Annotated in this window: 19 protein-coding genes and 1 pseudogene; 12 read left to right on the forward strand and 8 right to left on the reverse strand. The window is 49.1% G+C overall.

Annotated features, from left to right (window positions below; genetic code table 11):
* Positions 1 to 24: 24 nt before the first annotated feature.
* Positions 25 to 483, reverse strand: a complete 459-nt coding sequence (gene dut / locus AYY17_RS06080; RefSeq protein ID WP_067422213.1) for a dUTP diphosphatase — start codon at positions 481 to 483, stop codon at positions 25 to 27.
* Positions 461 to 1,675: a bifunctional phosphopantothenoylcysteine decarboxylase/phosphopantothenate--cysteine ligase CoaBC gene (coaBC, locus tag AYY17_RS06085; protein WP_067422215.1), complete on the reverse strand. Its 1,215-nt coding sequence runs from the start codon at positions 1,673 to 1,675 to the stop codon at positions 461 to 463. Before coaBC ends, dut begins: the two co-directional genes overlap by 23 nt.
* Before the next feature lie 200 nt (positions 1,676 to 1,875).
* On the opposite strand from coaBC, the gene radC reads away from it, so the two are divergent.
* The 7 genes from radC (at position 1,876) to mutM (ending at position 8,099) form a co-directional block, all read left to right on the forward strand.
* Positions 1,876 to 2,550, forward strand: a complete 675-nt coding sequence (gene radC / locus AYY17_RS06090; RefSeq protein ID WP_067422217.1) for a RadC family protein — start codon at positions 1,876 to 1,878, stop codon at positions 2,548 to 2,550.
* A gap of 247 nt (positions 2,551 to 2,797) precedes the next feature.
* Positions 2,798 to 3,034 carry a 50S ribosomal protein L28 gene (rpmB, locus tag AYY17_RS06095; protein ID WP_067399438.1) on the forward strand — a complete coding sequence of 79 codons (237 nt, stop codon included), beginning with the start codon at positions 2,798 to 2,800 and terminating at the stop codon, positions 3,032 to 3,034.
* An 11-nt stretch (positions 3,035 to 3,045) separates the two neighbouring features.
* Positions 3,046 to 3,213: a 50S ribosomal protein L33 gene (gene rpmG, locus AYY17_RS06100; protein WP_067369117.1), complete on the forward strand. Its 168-nt coding sequence runs from the start codon at positions 3,046 to 3,048 to the stop codon at positions 3,211 to 3,213.
* Positions 3,214 to 3,447: 234 nt separating this feature from the next.
* On the forward strand, positions 3,448 to 4,548 hold the full coding sequence (locus AYY17_RS06105) for a glycosyltransferase family 4 protein (RefSeq protein ID WP_067422219.1): 1,101 nt from the start codon (positions 3,448 to 3,450) through the stop codon (positions 4,546 to 4,548).
* A gap of 399 nt (positions 4,549 to 4,947) precedes the next feature.
* Complete coding sequence (locus tag AYY17_RS06110) at positions 4,948 to 6,072, forward strand: glycosyltransferase family 4 protein (protein WP_067422221.1); 1,125 nt, start codon at positions 4,948 to 4,950, stop codon at positions 6,070 to 6,072.
* A 5-nt stretch (positions 6,073 to 6,077) separates the two neighbouring features.
* Positions 6,078 to 7,253, forward strand: a complete 1,176-nt coding sequence (locus tag AYY17_RS06115; protein ID WP_067422223.1) for a glycosyltransferase — start codon at positions 6,078 to 6,080, stop codon at positions 7,251 to 7,253.
* A 36-nt stretch (positions 7,254 to 7,289) separates the two neighbouring features.
* Positions 7,290 to 8,099, forward strand: coding sequence for a bifunctional DNA-formamidopyrimidine glycosylase/DNA-(apurinic or apyrimidinic site) lyase (gene mutM, locus AYY17_RS06120; protein WP_067422225.1), 810 nt, complete (start codon positions 7,290 to 7,292; stop codon positions 8,097 to 8,099).
* On the opposite strand, the gene coaD is transcribed toward mutM, so the two are convergent.
* The 3 genes from coaD to waaA are packed head-to-tail and all read right to left on the reverse strand — an operon-like array spanning position 8,100 to position 10,638.
* A complete protein-coding gene (gene coaD / locus AYY17_RS06125) occupies positions 8,100 to 8,585 on the reverse strand; it encodes a pantetheine-phosphate adenylyltransferase (RefSeq protein WP_067369131.1) in 486 nt (161 codons plus the stop codon).
* Positions 8,582 to 9,361, reverse strand: a complete 780-nt coding sequence (locus AYY17_RS06130; RefSeq protein WP_067422227.1) for a glycosyltransferase family 2 protein — start codon at positions 9,359 to 9,361, stop codon at positions 8,582 to 8,584. Before AYY17_RS06130 ends, coaD begins: the two co-directional genes overlap by 4 nt.
* Positions 9,361 to 10,638: a lipid IV(A) 3-deoxy-D-manno-octulosonic acid transferase gene (gene waaA, locus AYY17_RS06135; protein WP_067399535.1), complete on the reverse strand. Its 1,278-nt coding sequence runs from the start codon at positions 10,636 to 10,638 to the stop codon at positions 9,361 to 9,363. The genes AYY17_RS06130 and waaA overlap by 1 nt, the downstream gene beginning before the upstream one ends.
* 225 nt (positions 10,639 to 10,863) lie before the next feature.
* On the opposite strand from waaA, the gene rfaQ reads away from it, so the two are divergent.
* The 4 genes from rfaQ to AYY17_RS06155 are packed head-to-tail and all read left to right on the forward strand — an operon-like array spanning position 10,864 to position 15,174.
* Positions 10,864 to 11,937: a putative lipopolysaccharide heptosyltransferase III gene (gene rfaQ, locus AYY17_RS06140; RefSeq protein ID WP_067422229.1), complete on the forward strand. Its 1,074-nt coding sequence runs from the start codon at positions 10,864 to 10,866 to the stop codon at positions 11,935 to 11,937.
* Positions 11,934 to 13,067 (forward strand): glycosyltransferase family 4 protein, encoded by a 1,134-nt coding sequence (locus tag AYY17_RS06145; protein WP_067422231.1) that lies wholly within the window; start codon positions 11,934 to 11,936, stop codon positions 13,065 to 13,067. Before rfaQ ends, AYY17_RS06145 begins: the two co-directional genes overlap by 4 nt.
* Positions 13,064 to 14,185, forward strand: coding sequence for a glycosyltransferase (locus AYY17_RS06150; RefSeq protein WP_067422233.1), 1,122 nt, complete (start codon positions 13,064 to 13,066; stop codon positions 14,183 to 14,185). The genes AYY17_RS06145 and AYY17_RS06150 overlap by 4 nt, the downstream gene beginning before the upstream one ends.
* 11 nt (positions 14,186 to 14,196) lie before the next feature.
* Positions 14,197 to 15,174, forward strand: coding sequence for a polysaccharide deacetylase family protein (locus AYY17_RS06155; RefSeq protein ID WP_067422236.1), 978 nt, complete (start codon positions 14,197 to 14,199; stop codon positions 15,172 to 15,174).
* Here the strand turns inward: AYY17_RS06155 and rfaC are convergent.
* The 3 genes and pseudogenes from rfaC to rfaD all read right to left on the reverse strand — a co-directional run bounded on the left by rfaC (position 15,171) and on the right by rfaD (position 18,144).
* A pseudogene (gene rfaC, locus AYY17_RS06160) lies at positions 15,171 to 16,149 on the reverse strand (lipopolysaccharide heptosyltransferase RfaC). The gene AYY17_RS06155 and the pseudogene rfaC sit on opposite strands and share 4 nt — an antisense overlap.
* Positions 16,134 to 17,195, reverse strand: coding sequence for an ADP-heptose--LPS heptosyltransferase RfaF (gene rfaF / locus AYY17_RS06165; RefSeq protein ID WP_067422239.1), 1,062 nt, complete (start codon positions 17,193 to 17,195; stop codon positions 16,134 to 16,136). Before rfaF ends, rfaC begins: the two are co-directional and overlap by 16 nt.
* 10 nt (positions 17,196 to 17,205) lie before the next feature.
* A complete protein-coding gene (gene rfaD, locus AYY17_RS06170; RefSeq protein ID WP_067422241.1) occupies positions 17,206 to 18,144 on the reverse strand; it encodes an ADP-glyceromanno-heptose 6-epimerase in 939 nt (312 codons plus the stop codon).
* Positions 18,145 to 18,403: 259 nt separating this feature from the next.
* Between rfaD and AYY17_RS06175 the strand changes: the two genes are divergently transcribed.
* Entirely contained in the window at positions 18,404 to 19,963 is a 1,560-nt protein-coding gene (locus AYY17_RS06175; RefSeq protein ID WP_067422243.1) for a phosphoethanolamine transferase, read from the forward strand.
* The last annotated feature ends 23 nt before the right edge of the window (positions 19,964 to 19,986 follow it).

The raw sequence follows: 19,986 nt of genomic DNA on the forward strand, positions 1-19,986 counted from the left end.
CCGGATATCACGGCGTTATTAGTATTATTGACGGCCTGAATGGCCGAATCCGCCGTCACCGCGTTCGCTTTCAGTGAACTCACTGACAATATTGAATTCAGCCTGAACAACAGGAACGATAATCATCTGTGCAATACGTTCGCCCGGTTCAATGGTAAAAGCTTTATCACCACGGTTCCAGACAGACACCATCAGCTGTCCCTGATAGTCAGAGTCAATGAGCCCGACCAGGTTACCCAGCACAACACCATGTTTGTGACCCAGGCCTGAACGCGGCAGAACCATTGCCGCCAGTGACGGATCAGCAATATGCACCGCTAATCCGGTTGGCAGCAGCAGTGTCTGACCGGGAAGCAACTCGGTTGCTGCGTCCAGACAAGCACGTAAATCCAGCCCGGCAGAGCCCGGGGTGGCATATGCCGGTAACGGAAATTCCCCGCCGATGCGCGGGTCAAGGATCTTAATGTCGATTTTTTTCGTCATAGTGTTTCAGTATTTCGTCCAGTAAGTGGTGGCTGAGCTCTGATTTGCTCATGTTCGGTAAACTTATATCGCCGGTGTGCCAGTATAAATGAAGGGCATTGTTGTCACTGTTAAAGCCTTGGTTTTCAACAGAAACATCGTTAGCGCAAATCATATCGAGTTGTTTTTTTGCCAACTTGCCGCGTGCGTATTCTTCCACATTTTGGGTTTCAGCTGCAAATCCAATCACAAACGGACGATTTTTGGTCAGTGCACCGACACCTGCAATCACATCAGGGTTTTTCACCATGGTAAAGGTTATTTCATCACCCTGTTTTTTAATTTTCTCACCGGAAATCTCTTTGGCACGATAATCAGCAACGGCGGCACAGCCGATAAAAATATGATGGTCGGGGGCGGCAAGCTGCGCGGCATCATTCATTTCACATGCGCTGACAACATCAATACGTTTAACACCCGGTGGTGTCGGCAATGTGACAGGACCTGTAATCAGGGTAACATCTGCGCCGCGCGCAGCGGCTGAGCGCGCAATAGCAAATCCCATTTTACCGGAGCTGTGATTACTGATGAAGCGGACAGGATCAAGGGCTTCACGTGTGGGTCCTGCGGTAATCGCAAGGCGGATACCGGCCATATCCTGTTTTTGCTGAAAATGATGTTCTGCTCTGGCGACAATCTCTGACGGATCGAGCATACGTCCCGGACCGACATCACCACAAGCCTGGCTGCCGCTGTCCGGTCCCCAGACAGCGAAACCAAGCTGTTCAAGGTGTGCCAGATTTTCCTGTGTGGTTTGTGCGTTATACATCTGCTGATTCATGGCCGGCGAAACGGCAATAGTGGCATCGGACGCCAGGCAGATAGTTGTGACCAGGTCATTTGCCATACCGGCACTCAGGCGGGCGATTAAATCTGCCGTGGCAGGTGCCAGAATAATGAGATCAGCCCATTTTCCGAGTTCGATATGTCCCATTGCAGCTTCGGCAGCAGGGTCAAGAACACTTTCCGCCACCGGGAAACCGGAAACGGCCTGAAGTGTTAAAGGGGTAATAAACGCGGTTGCCGCGGGGGTCATAGTGACACGGACAATAGCGCCCCGGTCACGGAGACGACGGACAATCTCAGGTGTTTTATAGGCCGCGATACCACCGCTGATGCCCAGAACAATCTGTTTTCCTGTCAGTGCAGACATTGTGCTTTATCCGGTTATTATTTGGAGATACGCGATTTTACCACAACCTCAGCGTATAGGTAGAGTGCTGTTTATTTATCCAGCTAAATAAACTTTTTTCTTCGGCGCCGCTCGCAAAAATCACGGTTTTTTGGCACAGAAATGCGGCAAGCCACCATACTTTTATCTGCAAAAAACGAAAAAGAGCAGGTGGTGTGGAGATGGATAACCCGATTATAAACGCAGATTTAATGCCGAGAGAGAAACTTATCGCCTATGGCGCCTCTGTGCTGAGTGATTCAGAGTTACTGGCTATTTTTTTACGGACAGGCAATCGTGAACTGCCGGTCAGGCAGTTTGCTGAATATTTATTAGATGTGTTTGGTTCATTGCACCGGTTGCTGACGGCGGGCTACGATGAGTTTAAGCCCCTCAAGGGTATCGGGGACAGTAAATACTGTCAGATGCAGGCCATTGTTGAGCTGTCACGGCGTTTTTTCAGCAGCCAGTTTCAGGAGATGCAATTTCTCAACAGCGCCTGTTCTGTCAAAGCGTATCTGCATCAGTTGATTATGTGGCAGGAGCGCGAGGTGTTCGTTGTGTTGTTTCTGAATAATCAGAATCAGCTGATTCGTTATGAGGAAATGTTTTCCGGAACGGTAAACTGTGTGGAGGTTCATCCCAGGGAAATTTTGCGTCTTGCACTCAAAGTGAATGCAGTCTCTGTTATACTGGCGCATAATCACCCTTCCGGTAATGAAAAACCCAGCCGGGCTGACCTTCTGCTGACAAAAAAGATTGCGCAGGTGTGTGAGCTGGTGGGGATTGGCGTGTTGGATCACCTGGTCGTCGGGAAATTCAATACGTTTTCATTTGCGGAACATGGGTTGATCTGATCAGTTTTTTTCGCATAAACACGCGATCTTTACTGTTCGGGTCTTGAGCGTTTGCGCCGGAAAGCGTATACTACGCCACCTTTGAGGATCTTGGGTTTGGCGAGAAGAGCCTATCTCAGCAAATTTTTGCTGGTTGACAGAGCACTTTCCCGGCGAGTCAAAAGTACGCTGAGATAGGCTCCTAAGCCTGACGAGGCAGCCTCACCCAATACAAAGCTCGAGCTGATTAGATTTTTGGAGAATAGACATGTCCCGAGTCTGCCAAGTTACTGGCAAGCGTCCGATGAGTGGTAACAACCGCTCACACGCATTAAATGCGACCAAACGTCGTTTTCTGCCGAACCTGCACTCTCACCGTTTCTGGGTTGAGTCTGAGAAGCGTTTCGTGACTCTGCGTGTATCTGCTAAAGGTATGCGTATCATTGACAAGAAGGGTATTGAGACAGTGTTAGCTGACTTACGTACCCGCGGTGAGAAGTACTAAGGAGCTGAAAAATGGCTAAAGGTATTCGCGAGAAAATTAAACTCGTTTCTTCTGAAGGTACAGGTCATTTCTATACCACTACGAAGAACAAACGTACAATGCCTGAGAAACTGGAACTGAAGAAATTCGATCCGGTTGTTCGCAAGCATGTTCTGTACAAAGAAGCAAAAATTAAGTAAGTTTTGCTTTCTGATTGAAAAAACCCAGCTTCGGCTGGGTTTTTTATTGTCTTCAGCAAGATGGTGTCATTTAATGACAGGTTGTACTGATATAATCCGGATTATTTTGCTTGTATGCCCTTATTCATTCAAACTACAGGTTTGTTGGCTGCATCCTGAATGACGTCGGGTATACCGGAAAAGATGTTGTCAGCACAGATAATGTTCATTACCTTAAAAAGAGAACTAACCTGAATGGATAAACATCCTTTTGCTATCCTCCATACTGAATCATCCTGCGGCTGGGGCGGGCAGGAAATACGGATCCTGACGGAGTCTCAGGGGATGATCAGGCGGGGATACCGTGTCGTTATTGTGTGCTGCCCGGATTCGGAAATATTGCGTCAGGCTCCCCGCTACGGGGTGGACGCTGTTGCGTTACCTATTTATAAAAAGCGCTGGACTGCACTGAAGTCGATGCGCCACTGGCTGAAACGACACGGCAGAGAGTTCGGTGTTATTAATACACACAGTTCAACCGATACCTGGCTTGTTGCTGCCGCCTGTGCAACGCTGACGGGAATGCCGCCTGTTGTCCGGACACGCCATGTATCCACTCAGGTATCGACATCTTTTATCACACGCTGGTTATATCTGCGGGCTTGCCGCCATATTGTTACCACGGGTGAAAAATTACGTCAGCACTTACATTCTCACAACAGATATCCGCTGTCGCACATGACATCCGTTCCCACCGGGATTGATACGGAACAATTTTTTCCGCAGGATAAACATGTAGCCCGCCGGCAATTGGGGATCCCGGACAAACGCACGATTGGTATTGTTGCCACAATGCGTACATGGAAAGGACATAAATATTTGCTGGAAAGCTGGAAAACATTGCACACAGAATATCCGGACTGGCAGATACTTTTTGTCGGGGACGGACCACAGCGTAAAAATCTGGCACCGATGGCGGAGTCTCTGAATTTATCAGAATCAGTGATTTTTTTAGGAAACCGTGACGATGTTCCGTTATGCCTCAATGCAATGGATATTTTTGTCTTACCCTCATTTGGTAATGAGGGTGTTCCGCAGGGGATCATGCAGGCAATGTTGTGTGAGTTACCTGTTATTTCCACAACGGTTGGCGCGATCACGGAGGCTGTCATTGATAATGAAACCGGGTTTATTGTTGAGCCCCGTAATGTTGAGCAACTGACAGATAAACTGCGTCAACTGATAAATGACGATGCGCTGAGATTAAAAATGAGTCAGGCAGCATTATGTCATGCAGAAAGAAACTTTAATATAAACAATATGCTGGATAAAATGGAAAATATATTAAAGGGATAGGATTTATCTTATCAGAGGCGTAGTATTCGTCTTGTTTATCAGAAAGCGCTGCTGGTTTTAATAATAATACGATATTTATACTGTACCTAATATAAATGCAGAGGATGTTAATTAACAAGGATGCGACAATAAATCATAATGCATTGATTTTAATGTGTTTTGTTATTTCTTGCTATTTCGGTACGACATTTATCAATAATTATCTGATTTATAATAACCATAGTGGTGAGTAGCAGGTTAAATATTTGAAAAGATTAACCCGCGCAGAAGGTTTGATGATATCTTACAAGAAGATATATACATTACCGGAAATACCGGAAAAACACATCCGACATGTTAGTCGTTCTCATTTATAGCGATATTGGCTATATGGCAGGCTGAGGCAAGGTAAGCGGAAATATGAAGATCGGTTTTATCGATGTGACAGTAACTATGTCATACGGCGGGATACAGACCGCTGTATGGGAATTAGCAAAGGTACTGTCTGATGAAGGTCACGAAGTCCATATTTTTGGCGGAGAGGGAGATATCCGGCCGGAACTTGGCGGACGTCCGGTGAAAATTCATACTTTTCCGTATATACCCCGCAAGCGGGTGCTGAATATCGGCAGTCGTTTTCAGAAAATAACGGAACGTTATTCCTTTGCCCGTCACGCGCGCCATCAGGTTCAGAAAGAGAACCTTGACTGGATTATTCTGACCAAGCCATTTGATTTTTTCTGGCCCCGCCTTTTACCAAAAGAAACAAAAACAAAGTTTTGTTTTATGAGCGGCGGTACCAGTTTTTTTCGCGGAGATCGCAAACTCAGCCAACGGCTGGATGCATGGGTGGCGTGCAGTCATTTTAATGCCTGGCAGATTCAGCATCATTATAAACAGTTTCCGTCCGTTATTTATAACGGTGTGGATACCACCCGGTTTAAGCCGATGGAAACCACGGTGCGCCAGACACTGGGTATTCATGATGATACCTTTTTGGTGGCATTTGCAGGTCGGTTAGTCGGCTGGAAAGGTGTCCGCTATGCGGTGGATGCCATCGCATTATTAAAAAATGATAATATAAAGCTGCTGGTCATTGGTGCGGGTGATGATTTACCTGCGCTACAGCGGCGGGCGACAGAAAAAGGTGTTCAGGATTGTGTTATTTTTCATCCGCCTGTGAGTCATGATGAATTACCGGCATGGTATGCTGCTGCAGATGCGGGTGTCTTTCCGAGTATCGGAGATGAGGCATTCGGGATTACCATTGCAGAAGCAATGGCGTGTGGCAAACCGGTGATTGGCAGTTATATCGGCGGAATTGCGGAAGTTATCGGAAACGAAGAACAAAGCGGTCTGCTTGTTCCGCCGGGAAATGCACAGGCCATTGCAGATGCAGTGAAGCAGCTGTATATGTTGCCTGACAGAGGGAAGGAAATGGGAGAGAATGCGCGCTTACGCATTGTCGGGCGTTATACCTGGCAGCATTCAGCCCACAGGCTTCTCAGGGTATTAAATGCAAATAATGATGAAAAACGAAGCTGAGCATTATGAAGATTGCTTATATTGATCCTTATCCTGTACCTGCTTACCGTGTCGCATCATTGCAAATTGTCCAGATGATTGATGCGATGGCACGCCGGGGATGCTCCGTTGAAATGGTATCGCCTCAGTCGTCCGTATCCGCAGACACTATTCTGGGACGCGCGATTGATGCGCGCGTCAGCTTCACCGGACTGAAAAATATCCGGAAAACCTGGTTTTTTCCGTTTAACAGTCAGAAAGTATTTAATTATCAGGTTTCTGCGTGGCTGAAAAAAAATCCGGTGGATGCCGTGTTCACGCGCAATCTGAAAATGGCATATTATTTGCTGAATAAGCATCCGGGCATTCCCTGCTTTTTTGAAAGCCACGAGGTTTTTTCTCAGTCATTCAGGGAGTCTCACGACCTTTCCGGCATTAAAAATCAGCGGAAACTGGCAAAGTTACTGAAAACAGAATCCATTGTTTATCGCGATGCGTCTGCGGTATTTGTCAAAACAGCGCTGATAAAAGTAGATGCACAGGCACTTTATAAGACAGATACTCCTGTTTATATCACCTCGAATGGTGTTGATTTACTGGCTGCCGGTGCGGTCACGGGTACGGTAAATTCAAAACAGAAAGACGCCAAAACGAATTTATTGTATCTGGGGAGCCTTCATCCCTGGAAAGGACTGCCGACAATTATTCACGCATTACCTGCGCTGGAGAATGTCACACTGAATGTTGCGGGTGGAAAACCCGAACAGATAGCAGAGCTGAAAGCGCTGGCTGAAACCTTAGAGGTTGCTGATCGTATCTGTTTTATGGGATATGTTGAGCCGGTTAACCGGTTTCAGGTTATCGCTGACGCGGATATCTGCGTGTTACCGCTGACAGACAGCAGTATGGGGGGGCGATATACTTCCCCGCTTAAACTATTTGAATATATGGCAATGAAAAAACCGGTTGTTATCTCTGATTTACCCTCCATCCGCAGTATTACCGGGGATGATATGGTTAATTTTGCCAAAAGCGGGGATGCCGCCAGTTTTGCAGGTACTATCCGCCGGATTATTGATGAACCTGCCAATGCAGCGCGTAAAACGGATTGTGCGTTTTCGTTTATTCTTGATAAATTTAACTGGGATAAATGTGCGGATGAGACACTTAATCTGATCAGTAATTCACTGTCTGCAAAATAACCCCTCCTTAAAATATAACCTGCTTGCGGAGTGTGTATGCCTGAATTACCAGAGGTCGAAACCAGCCGGCGCGGTATTGAGCCGCACCTTGTCGGTAACACTGTGCGCTATGTTGAAGTCAGAAACAGACGTCTGCGCTGGCCGGTGTCAGAGCAGATTGAACGCCTGAGTGACCGGCCTGTTCTCAGTGTACAGCGCAGAGCAAAATACCTGCTGATTGAATTACCGGAAGGGTGGATTATCATCCATCTGGGGATGTCAGGCAGTTTGCGGATCCTGTTGGAAGAGACCCCGGAAGAAAAACATGACCATGTGGATATGGTGATGGGTGACGGTAAAATTTTGCGCTATACCGATCCGCGCCGTTTTGGTGCCTGGCTGTGGGCTGATGATTTGGCAACCTGCTCCGTACTGGCACACCTCGGACCGGAGCCGCTGACGGATGAATTTAATGCACAATATCTGTTTGAAAAATCCCGTAAACGAAATACGCCGGTCAAAAGTTGGCTGATGGATAATAAAATTGTGGTCGGCGTCGGTAATATCTATGCGAATGAATCGCTGTTTATTGCACGGATCCACCCGTTACGGGCAGCGAAAGATCTGACCGAAGCAGAAACAGAGCGCCTGGTGGCGACAATCAAACAGGTATTGACGGAATCAATAAAACAGGGCGGAACTACGCTGAAAGACTTTTTACAGTCAGACGGAAAGCCCGGTTATTTTGCACAGGAATTATTTGTCTACGGAAAACAGGGTGAATGTTGCCCGAATTGCGGGAAACCGGTTGAAGTGGTGAAAGTCGGACAGCGGAGCACATTTTTCTGCCCCGCCTGTCAGCACTGATCAGCTTTTTCCCAGTTTTTTCAGCATTGCCTGTGCAACCGGCTCAGGCAAAAATGTAGACACATCACCATCATGCAGTGCCACATCTTTAATTAAAGATGAGGAAACAAACGATAAATTCTGTGAAGGCAGCAGAAACACACTCTCCAGCTCACTGGCAAAATGGCGGTTCATATTCGCGAGCTGCCACTCGTACTCAAAATCCGCAACAGAACGAACACCCCGGATAAGGACATTGGCGTTTTGTTTCTTCGCAAAATTTGCCATCAGTTCTGAAAAGCCGACCACTTCCACATTCGGAATATGGGTGCAGACTTTCTGTGCCAGCGCGACCCGTTCATCAAGGGTAAACATCGGGTTTTTACGGCTGCTGTCAGCGATAGCCAGCAAAATGTGATCAAACATTTTTGCAGCACGTTCAAGAATATCGATATGCCCGCAGGTGATTGGATCAAAGGTACCGGGGTAAATTGCGCGTGTTTTCATGATGCGGACTCATCTTTTTTGCCCATCGACCACAAGGCTGCGTACTTATTAAAGGTATATTGAGCGTTAACAAAAGCCAGTATAACGCCTTGTTTACCATCGAGAAACCCGGCTCTTAACAGCCAGGTTTTACAGAATGCACCGCCGGTATGTGTCAGGACAGAGAGAAACGAACAGCGTTGACCTGCCTGATAACGGGCCTGTGCCCAGTCTCCTGCGTAACGCAGCTGCTTTTGCTGAAACTCAATTAAATCGCGGCAGGTCAGGTGCAATACATCCCCTTTCAGTGTGATGATATTTGCGCCCTGCGTATTCACGGATTCATGAACCGCATTGTCGTTATACTGATATTGATCCCGCGGATAAAGCCGCAGGACATGATCCGGATACCAGCCGCTGTGCTTCATAAAACGTCCGAGAAACAAATTACGCCGGGCGAAACGGTAAACCGTATTCAGTTGCGGCGCACTCAAAGCCTGTTCAATTGATTGTTTTAATTCCGGCGTGACCCGTTCGTCGGTGTCCAGCATCAAAATATAGTCGCCGGTGGCATACTGTTGCGCAAGCTGACGCTGGCGTCCGAAACCCGGCCAGACCAGGTTCTCATATACCTGTGCCCCGGACTCACGGGCAATTTGCGCAGTATTGTCCTGACTGCCGGAATCCAGCACGATAATTTCATCCGCCAGACCTTGTACGGAAAGCAGGCAATCGCGGATGACATCGGCATTATTTTTGCTGATCATCACGACAGAAAGACGTTTTATCTCCGGCATCAGTGCCCCCGTTGTGGCAGATACGGACTGAGCAATTGCAGCAGACGGTGAAGTGCGCCCTGATTTTCATGGAGAACCTCAGCGGCATGGCGACCGCAGTACAGGCGATAATCTTCATCATCCAGCAAATTACAGACAGCGTCACTGAGGCTTTTTTCATCCGTAACAGTGATCAGCGCATCAGCCTGCTGTAACTTGCCGCAAATATTATTGAAATTAAAGGTATGCGGTCCCATCAGTACCGGAAGTGCATGTGCTGCGGCTTCCAGCGGATTATGTCCGCCGCGCTCAACCAGGCTGCCGCCGACAAACGCAATATCTGCCAGTCCGTACAGAAGCATCAGTTCGCCCATGCTGTCACCGACGACAACTTGTGTTTCCGGCGCAGGTATGGTGTTTTTACTGCGCATCACATAGGTTAACCCAGCTTTTTCTGTCAGTTCACGGGCTTTTGCAAATCGCTCAGGATGACGGGGAACAAGGATGAGTAACAGATTCGGATAGCGGGCGAGCAGTGTTTTGTGGGTATTGAGAATAATATCTTCTTCGCCTTCGTGAGTGCTGGTTGCTATCCAGACCGGACGGCGGGCAGCCCACTGACGGCGCAATGCCACTGCTTTTGCGGCCAGTTCGGGAGTGACGGAAATATCAAATTTCAGGCTGCCGGTAACGTGTAACTGCTGGCGGCGCAATCCCAGCGCAATAAAGCGATCACCATCTTCCTGATTTTGGGCAGCGACCAGGGTTATCCGGTTTAAAATAGTTTTGACAAAATTGGCGACTTTCTGATAACCCGCGGCTGATCGCGCGGAAAGACGGGCATTCGCAATAACCAGCGGAATTTTGCGCCGGTGCAGCTGCGTTATCATATTCGGCCACAGCTCGGTTTCCATGACAATCACCAGACACGGCTGAACAGTATTAATAAACCGTTTCATGGAGCCGGGTAAGTCATAAGGCAGATAGACATGGAAAACATCATCACCCAGTGCGGATAATACACGCTCTGAGCCGGTTGGTGTCATGGTGGTAACCGTGATGGGCAGGGTCGGATAATGGTGGCGCAATGCACGGACAAGGGGAACTGCGGCGAGAGTTTCACCCACAGACACCGAGTGCAGAACAATGCCGCCGACACCGGTTTTCCCTTTACAGAAACCATAACGTTCGGCCCAGCGCTTGCGGTAGGCAGGAGAACGGCGGCTGCGCCATAACAGACGTAACCAGATAAGAGGTTGAATGAGGTAAAGTAATACCTGGTATACGCGCAGTAACATTTTATCAGTTTCGCAGATAAGATTGCGGTAATAATAGCATAAAACTAACACGAATAGCGCATTAAAAAGCATAAACCCGGTGTGGATAATGGCTGGTTTACTGCTATCCGGCACATCACTCTGTGATGATCTGTTAATACTCCGGCTATTTATTTATGGTACGCTGTAGCTCTGATTTTTACGGATAATCTCCCTGATTTCTGCCAGATAATGAATGGAACGCCTATGCAAACAGCATCCGCCCCGGTACAGCGTATTTTAGTGATAAAGCTCCGTCATCACGGAGATACCCTGCTGATAACACCTGTAATTAATACTTTGAATGCTAATTATCCGGATGCTGAGGTCGATGTCCTGCTGTATAAAGAAACTGCGCCTGTGCTGAGCAGCCATCCCGGGGTCAGCCATATTTTTTCGATGGACAGGCAGTGGCGTAAAGAGGGGCTGAAGCGGCGTATCGGGCATGAATGGCGCTTGCTTAAATCATTGCGGCAACGCCGGTATGACATTGTGATTAATCTGGCCGATCAATGGTACAGCGCCATTGTTACCCGGTTTACCGGTGCCCGGATACGGGTGGGGCTGGACTTATGGAAACGGCAAAGTATTTTCTGGAAAAAATGCTATACCCTGCTGGCGGATACGTCTCAGGAAGAGTCCATGCATACGGTTGAGCAGAACCTGAACGGACTGACCCCGCTGAATCTGCCGGTAACGGATAATACGGTCACCATGGCTTACTCAGAGGCTGACCGGCAGCAGACAGAGCAACTGTTGCAGAGTAAACATATCACCGGCGATTATATTGTGGTGCAGCCGACATCCCGCTGGTTTTATAAATGCTGGGAAGAGGACAAAATGAGTGAGGTGATTCAGGCGCTGGCAGATGACGGGCATCAGATTGTGCTCAGCAGCGGCCCGGATCCCCGTGAATTACAGATGGTGGAGACAATTCTTGCACCTTGTACTCAGGCGGTGGCGGAAGGCAAAATTGTGTCTGTTGCCGGTGAACTGGCGCTGCCGCAACTTGCGGCACTGATTGACCGGGCAAAACTGTATATTGGTGTAGATTCTGTCCCGATGCATATGGCCGCCGCACTGAAAACGCCGATGGTGGCACTGTTTGGTCCGACAAAACTGATTTTCTGGTCCCCCTGGCAGGCAACCGGCAGGATAATTAAAGCCTCGGATTACGGCGACCAGCCGGATCCGGATGAGGTCGATACCAGGGCTGATGATCGCTATCTGGGCGCAATACCGGCAGATGTGGTGATTGCCGCAGCACGGAGCTACTTATGAAAAATCTGCGTTTAGCGATTGTCCGCCAGAAATATCGCCCTGACGGCGGCGCGGAGCGGTTTGTTTCCCGCGCTCTGGAAGCATTGGATAAGCAAAACCTGGAGCTGAATGTGATCACCCGCTCCTGGCAGGGAGCAACAGCACCCGGCTGGCATATCCATGTGGTCAATCCGGTAAAATGGGGACGTATCAGCCGTGAACGCGGGTTTGCCAATGCGGCCCGCGCCTGCTGGCAGGCAGAAAAATTTGATATTGTTCAAAGTCATGAGCGCATCGCCGGATGCGATATTTATCGTGCGGGCGATGGTGTTCACCGTCGCTGGCTGTTACAGCGGGCGCGGGTTTTGCCGGGCTGGCGGGCTAAATTATTGTTTGCCTCACCGTATCACCGTTATGTGATGAAAGCAGAACAGGCGATGTACCACGATGTGCATTTTAAGCAGGTAATTTGTAACTCTGAGATGGTAAAAAAAGAGGTAATGGAAGACTTTGGGCTTTCTGAATCACAGATTACTGTTATCTATAATGCAATTGATTCAACCCGGTTTTATCCGGCGACGGAAGAAGAGCGTCTGCGGTTGCGCCGGGAGCAGGGTATTCCGGCGGCAGCAAAATGCCTGATTTATGTCGGTTCCGGGTTTGAGCGCAAGGGACTGGCCGCGGCGATCAAAGCCGTCAGCCGTAATAATGATACCCGGTTGCTGGTTGCCGGGCAGGATAAAGATGAAAAAGCATACCGTCAGCTGGCGTCGTCACTGGGTTGCGCGGATCGTATCCATTTTCTCGGTATGCAGAAACAGACATTGCCGCTCTATCAGATGTGTGACGGGTTACTGCTCCCGACTCTGTATGATCCGTTCCCGAATGTGGTTCTGGAAGCGATGGCCTGCGGATTACCGGTGATCACCAGTACAACCTGCGGCGGCGCTGAATTTATTACGCAGGGTGAAGAGGGATTTGTCTGTGATGCCCTTGATATTGACGGGCTGGCTGATGCTGTTGCACAGCTGCCCTGTAATCATCTGAACAATGCGATGTCTGAACGTGCCCGGCTGCGGATTTTACCGCATACGCCGGCGGCACTGTCACAGCAACTGATAGATCTCTACGGGCGCGTACTGTCGACATGAAACAGCATATCTTATTTATTATTGACGGATTACCCGGCGGCGGTGCAGAAAGAGTCGTACTGCGCCTGAGTCAGGGGTTAGTTCAGGCAGGCTATGATGTCACGCTTCTGGCACTGAGTGCTGTGCGGGATTATGAGATTCCGGACGGTGTAGATTATCAGGTTTGTGAAGATACCTATCACGGGCTGTTCCGGCGTCAGACAGAAATAAAACGCCGTGCGGCAAAAATGGATACCTTGTTATCCGCTCTGTTTGCCTGCAAAGGTATTCCGGCGCTGGTGGTGTCGAATTTACATAAAACAGACCGTATTGTGGTGCAGTCCCGTGTACTTGCCGGGCTAAATGTCTGGTTTTGCCTGCACGGAATGTATTCCGCGAGTTATCTGGGCAATAAAACCGGCCTTCGCCGGGCGCTGAAGCAGGCTAAAATCCGCAAAGTGTATGACGGGCGTAATATTATCGGCGTGTCTGATGCGGTCTGCCGTGATGTGTGTGACACGGTGGGTGTAAAACCCGCGCGGTGTGTGACTATCTATAACCCGTTTGATGTAACGGATATTCAGCAGCAGGCGTCGGCAGAAAACCCGTATCAGGGACAGGATTATATGATCCATCTCGGGCGTTTTCACGAAGTGAAACGCCAGGACCGGCTGCTTGCCGCATTCGCTCTGGCTGATTTACCGTGTAAATTACTGCTTGCGGGGCAGGGCTCCCCGGATGCCACACAGGCACTGAAAATGCAGGCGACAGATTTAGGGCTGGAAAACAAAGTTGAATTTATAGGTTTTCAGACCAACCCGATGCCGCTTATCCGTGGGGCAAAAGCCGTGTTATTAAGTTCTGATAATGAAGGGTTGCCGACAGTACTGATTGAGTCATTAATGTGTGATACGCCGGTTGTCAGTACGCATTGTCCGGGCGGAGTCAGTGAAATTATGGTGGGTGAGCTGGAAAATTATTTATCTGCACTGACCCCGGAGAGCCTGGCAGAAAAAATTCGCCTGGTGTATGAATCTCCGCCGGTTATCACGCCGGCGATGTATCAGAAGTTTGAGCAGCAGACGATAATTCAGCAGTACTGTGATTTAATTCAGCCCGTTCCCGGGAAAAATGTGTGAGGAATACAACCATGACGAAGCCCGCATTTATCATCACCCTGGATACCGAAGGGGATAATCTCTGGGAGTCCGGTCCGGTCATCACCACGCAGAACACCCGTTTTTTGCCACGATTCCAGGCACTATGTGAAAAGTTCGCGTTTAAACCCGTCTGGCTGACTAACTATGAAATGGCAGCAGATGATGCCTATATTGAATTTGCACAGGATGTGATTGCGCGGCAGACCGGGGAAATCGGTATGCATCTGCACGCATGGAACAGCCCGCCACTGAAAGCACTGACCACGGATGACGATCGTTTTCAGCCGTACCTGATTGAATTTCCTGACGATGTGATGAAAGAAAAAATCAATGTCATGACATCCCTGCTGGAAGAAAAACTTCAGACTAAAATGGTCAGCCACCGTTCAGGTCGCTGGGCATTCAATGAAAAATACGCACAGTTGCTGGCTGAGTTTGGTTATCTGACGGATTGCTCTGTTACCCCCGGCGTAAACTGGGCGTATACATCAGGCGCACCGGCACCGCTCGGCAAAGGCGGCACAAATTACCTGAATTTCCGGGCTGATGCGTATTTTATGGATCTCAATGATATCAGCCGTGCGGGCAATTCAGCACTGTTACAGGTACCTATGAGTATTCAGAACCGCCATTCGCCGCTGATGAACAGCCTGAAACAGTTTTATGACGGATTGCGCGGTAAAAAGCGCTCGCCATCCGTTAATTGGTTAAGGCCAAAAGGCGGCAATCTGCTGCAGATGCAACAGGTGGTGGATACCTGTCTGGCACAAGGGCATGACCATATTGAATTTATGCTGCATTCGTCTGAATTTATGCCGGGCGGCAGCCCGACATTCAAGGATGAAGCGGCGATTGATGCGCTGTATGACGACCTGGAGCAGCTCTTTGCCTATATTGCACAACGGGCGGAAGGCATGACACTGGCGGAGTTTTATCAGCGGAAACTGACGCAGCGCACTGCGTCTTAGCGCATACCGTGTGCAGTCATGGCGGCGAGGACATCATCTGCCGTCACTGATACTAAATCGCCGTCCGGTGAAGTCAGCGCAAACTGACCTTTGCCATAGCCACCGATAAGCCCCGGGTCTGTCGGGCCGTACAGGGTAATATTCGGTTTATCCAGTGCGGCGGTCAGGTGGCTCAGCCCGGTATCAACCGAAATCACACCTTCAGCCCCGGCAATTTCAGCAGCAACTTCAGCCAGTGATAATTTAGGCAGCACATGCACATGCGGAAAACCATCCGCCAGGCGCAGTGCGCGCTCTTGCTCATGTGGCGCACCCCAAGGCAGCCGGATATGCAGACCGCTGTCTGTCAGCTGTGAAAACAGTGCCCGCCAGTGAGATTCCGGCCAGTGTTTGGCATCACGGGTTGTGGCATGCAGACAGACAAGATAGGGCGCAGAGTCTGTTGTGGTTGTGCTGTTATTCAGAAAGTGGGTGGCAATTGAATAATCACCCTGAATCTCCGGTTTTTCATAACCCAGACTCAGAGCAAAAAGCCGGCGGATGCGCTCAACAGCATGTTGTTGTTTACTGACGGCGTGTTTTACATCATAAAAAAAAACTGGCCAGTGGCTCGCGGATACTGTGCCGGTCATAGCCGTGTTTGCGTCCATGCGCCAGCCGAGTCACCAGCAGCGCACTCTTGATAAGCCCCTGGGCATCAATCACCGCATCATAATCACGGGATTGTATGGTTTCTCTGAACTGACGGCGTTCCTGGCGGATATCGCTGCGAAACCAGTTTTTCCGCCAGCGGCGGATAGCAACAGGGATAACGCGATCGACGGCCGGGTGCCAGCCCGGGATCTGTGCAAAGCCTTCTTCCGCAACCCAGTCAAATCGGATACCGGGGATCGCCCGCGCGGCATCAGTCAGTGCGGGCAATGTATGCAGCACATCGCCCATGGAAGAGGTTTTGACAATTAACACACGGTGCATGGCGGAGTGCTCTTGAGTAAATCATCGAGTTCTGACAGAACACGTTCCGGCTGAATATCGACCAGACTCTGATGGTATCCCTCGTGCGCATCGCCTTTGCGGACCTTGTGATAGCCGGTGATAAGGCGGATAACGCGGGCTTTTTCTGACAGCGGCGGCGTGAAATCCGGGCTGCTCGGACCATATAAAGCGACCAGCGGGCGATCCAGTGCTGCTGCCACATGCATCAGACCGGAATCATTAGAGATAACAGCGTGGCAACCTGCGATCAGGTTAACCGCCTGTTCCAGCGAGGTTTTCCCTGCGAGATTCAGACAGTTACCACGTTGTTCATCACTGAGCCCGGCAAGAATATCTTCTCCGGCGGCGTGATCTTTTTCTGAGCCGAACAGGATGATTTGAAAATCACGCTCATCAATGAGTTTTTTGGCTAATTCACCGTAGTGATAATGCGGCCAGCGTTTGGCGGGACCGAATTCCGCACCGGGACAGAACCCGATAACCGGGCGGTGATCGCCGATATTAAATGCCGCCATACTTTCAGCGATATCTTCATCGCGCACCACCAGCTTCGGCCATAGCAACGGCTGCGGGATAGCCCCGGCATCCGGCACATCTGTCTTGTCGTACGCGAGTGCAACATAGCGCTGAACCATCAGCGGGAAAGCCGGTTTATCAAGTTTCCGGTGATCGTTAAGCAGCCCGTAACGCATTTCACCCAGCCAGCCGGTACGTACCGGAATTTTTGCAAAAAATGGTACCAGGGCTGATTTGAATGAGTTTGGCAGCACATAAGCACGATCATACTTATTATCACGCAGGGCATGACCAAGACGCCGGCGCTCGCCAAGGGCAAATGCACCGTGACCCAGCGGCATGGCGATTGCTTCATCCACTTCCGGCATTTTTTCCAGCAGCGGACGGCACCACGCAGGAGCCATCACATCTATTGTTGCCTGCGGATAACGTGTTTTCAGGGTACGGTAAAGGCTTTGTGACATCATCATGTCACCGACCCACGATGGCCCGATCACCAGAATTTTCATGTGTGTTTACTTAATTTCCCTGATTTAACCAAATCATGTATTCGTGAACACCTTCGGCAACGGTTTTAAATTTGCCGGGATAGCCCGTCGCGCGCAGGTTAGTTAAATCTGCCTGCGTATATGCCTGGTAACGGCCTTTGAGTTTTTCCGGGAATTCAATGTAATCAAGCGTACACTGACGATTACTGTGGAAACCGGTTACTGCATCAGCGACAGCCTGAAATGATTCCGCACGACCGGTACCGCAGTTAAAAATCCCTGATTTGGCATTTTTCCAGAACCACAGATTAACGGCAGCAACATCACCCACATAGATGAAATCGCGCAGGAAATTTTCGCTTCCTGAGAATAATTTCGGGTTTTCACCGTTTAAAATCTGGTTGTTAAGATGGAAAGCGACGCTTGCCATGCTGCCTTTATGACCTTCGCGCGGACCATAGACATTAAAGTAACGGAATCCGCAGATCTGTGACTCTGCATCCGGCAGAACATCGCGGACATGCTGGTCAAACAGGAACTTTGAATAACCATATACATTTAATGGTTTTTCAAATTGGCGATCTTCAATAAAGTTATCGCTGCGCCCGCCGTAGGTTGCGGCAGAAGAGGCATACAGGAACGGAATGCGGCGATCCAGGCAATAATCCAGCAGCTCTTTGGAGTATTGATAGTTGTTATCCATCATATACTTGCCATCCCACACGGTTGTGGAAGAGCACGCACCTTCATGGAAAACAGCCTCGATATCCCCGAAATCATCCCCGGCAATAATACCGGCGATAAAATCTTCTTTATCAATATAATCGGTGATATCGAGATCAACCAGATTCACAAATTTTGTGCCGTCTTTCAGGTTATCTACCACTAAAATATCAGTGTAACCGTCATCGTTAAGTGCTTTTACAATATTGCTGCCGATAAATCCGGCACCGCCGGTGACAATAATCATCACGCATTCCTCTGTTCGGGTTCATTTAAGAAAATGAAAAAATCACTGATCCCATAATAGCATTGAAGCGCGGGAGACGTGGATGAAAAATTATATCCGCACCGCAATGCGGGTATACAGATTAAATTCAGCTTAAAAAAAACCACCGGTAAAAACCACAATCCGGCAAAGTATTGCAAATTCAGGTATTATTCAGCGTCTTTACTCTATTTTTCGGGAACGATTACGCTTGTGAAAATAAGCCGGTCCAAATAAGCCAATGAAAAAAATCTGCCTGTTATTAATTGCCCTTCTGATAGCCGTTTTGTTTTATACGGATGCGAATCAGGGCGCCGCGCACAGCATAAAAACGGCGTTATTTACCCTTTTATTCTTGCTGACCTGCGGATTACTGACCCGGTACAGATCCGGGAAGATAATCGCCGCAATACTGGTGCTGTTTTTCTGTGCGGTACAGGGAATGCGGATTTTTTTATGGCAGGAGTATCAGTCTGCGTTCAGTGAGGCACTGGCAGAAACGTTCCTGGCAACCACAACGGATGAAGCGCAGGCAATGTCTTTGATGTACTGGCCGTATCTGCTGGTATTTCTGTTTATCACACTATTGTTTTATGTGTTCTGCCGGGCAATCGGACGCTGCTTTTCTGTCCGGACACTGCGCTGTGCGGGCGGGCTCTTCCTTGTGTATCTGGTTGTCAGCGGGTCACTGTATTATTTTAACGGTAAATCCCGCTCGGATGATTTTGTCTGGGGAGAAACACTGACCAAACACACCCCGTTCTATGACCTGGGGGAATTCTTCCGTGTGCAGCACATGCAGAAAATGGTCAATGACGTGAAAACGTACCAGCCTGATTTTCATTATGACGTCGTAAATGATGAGATTGAAAACTATGTCCTGGTGATAGGTGAATCGGCGCGCCGCAGCGATTTGAGTCTATACGGACGGGCGGAGGACACGACACCGCTGGCTGTAGCACAGCAAAAAAATATGCTGGTGTTTAATCAGGCGGTATCCCCTGCGCCGGTGACGATTTTATCCGTCCCGGTGTCTGTCTCTAATATTCCCCTCGGACAAACCGGACATTTTTCTGATTATGCAGACAATATTCTGACCCTGGCACAATCTGCCGGGCTGAAAACGCACTGGTACAGCAACCAGGGCGTCGGCGGGCTGGGTTACGGGCTGATTGCGGCGATCTCTTTCCGCGCGCAAACGTCACGCTGGAATGACAGTATGGTGGATGACCGGACGTTGCTGCCGGATCTTGATGCTGCATTGAAACAACCCGGGCGTAAACTGATAGTTCTGCATATCTACGGCAGCCATTCACCGGCCTGTAAGCGGGTAGCAGACAAAATTGTTATCCCGTTCACCGGAGAGCGGGAAGAAGACTGCTACCTTAATTCTGTTTATTATACAGATGAATTGCTGGGCGAAATTACTTCCCGTCTGGCGGACAGCCGTTCATCCATGCTGTATTTTTCTGATCACGGGATGATCCGCAAAACCGACGGCGGCGGGGAAACGGAGTATGCCCACGGAATAGCTTCGCCGGTTAAAGCCGCTTTTGATATCCCGATGTATATCTGGTACAGCGAAAAACTGACCGGTAACTATCCGCGCGGTGAAAAAATAAATGCACTTTACTCCGGCAGCTCAGATTACTGGCTTATCAGCGACTGGCTGGGGTTACGCCAGCACGACAAGCAGCGGTGTGCTTCTCCGTTATCTGACTGTTATCAGCCGCCACAAGATATTCAGGTAATGGACGGTAACAAAGTTCTGCATAATTATAGTAGTCTGAAGCCTGAATAATTCATCTGTATTAAGAGAAAAAT

Origin of the sequence: Morganella psychrotolerans, assembly GCF_001676055.1 — a bacterium.
Lineage (GTDB): Bacteria > Pseudomonadota > Gammaproteobacteria > Enterobacterales > Enterobacteriaceae > Morganella > Morganella psychrotolerans_B.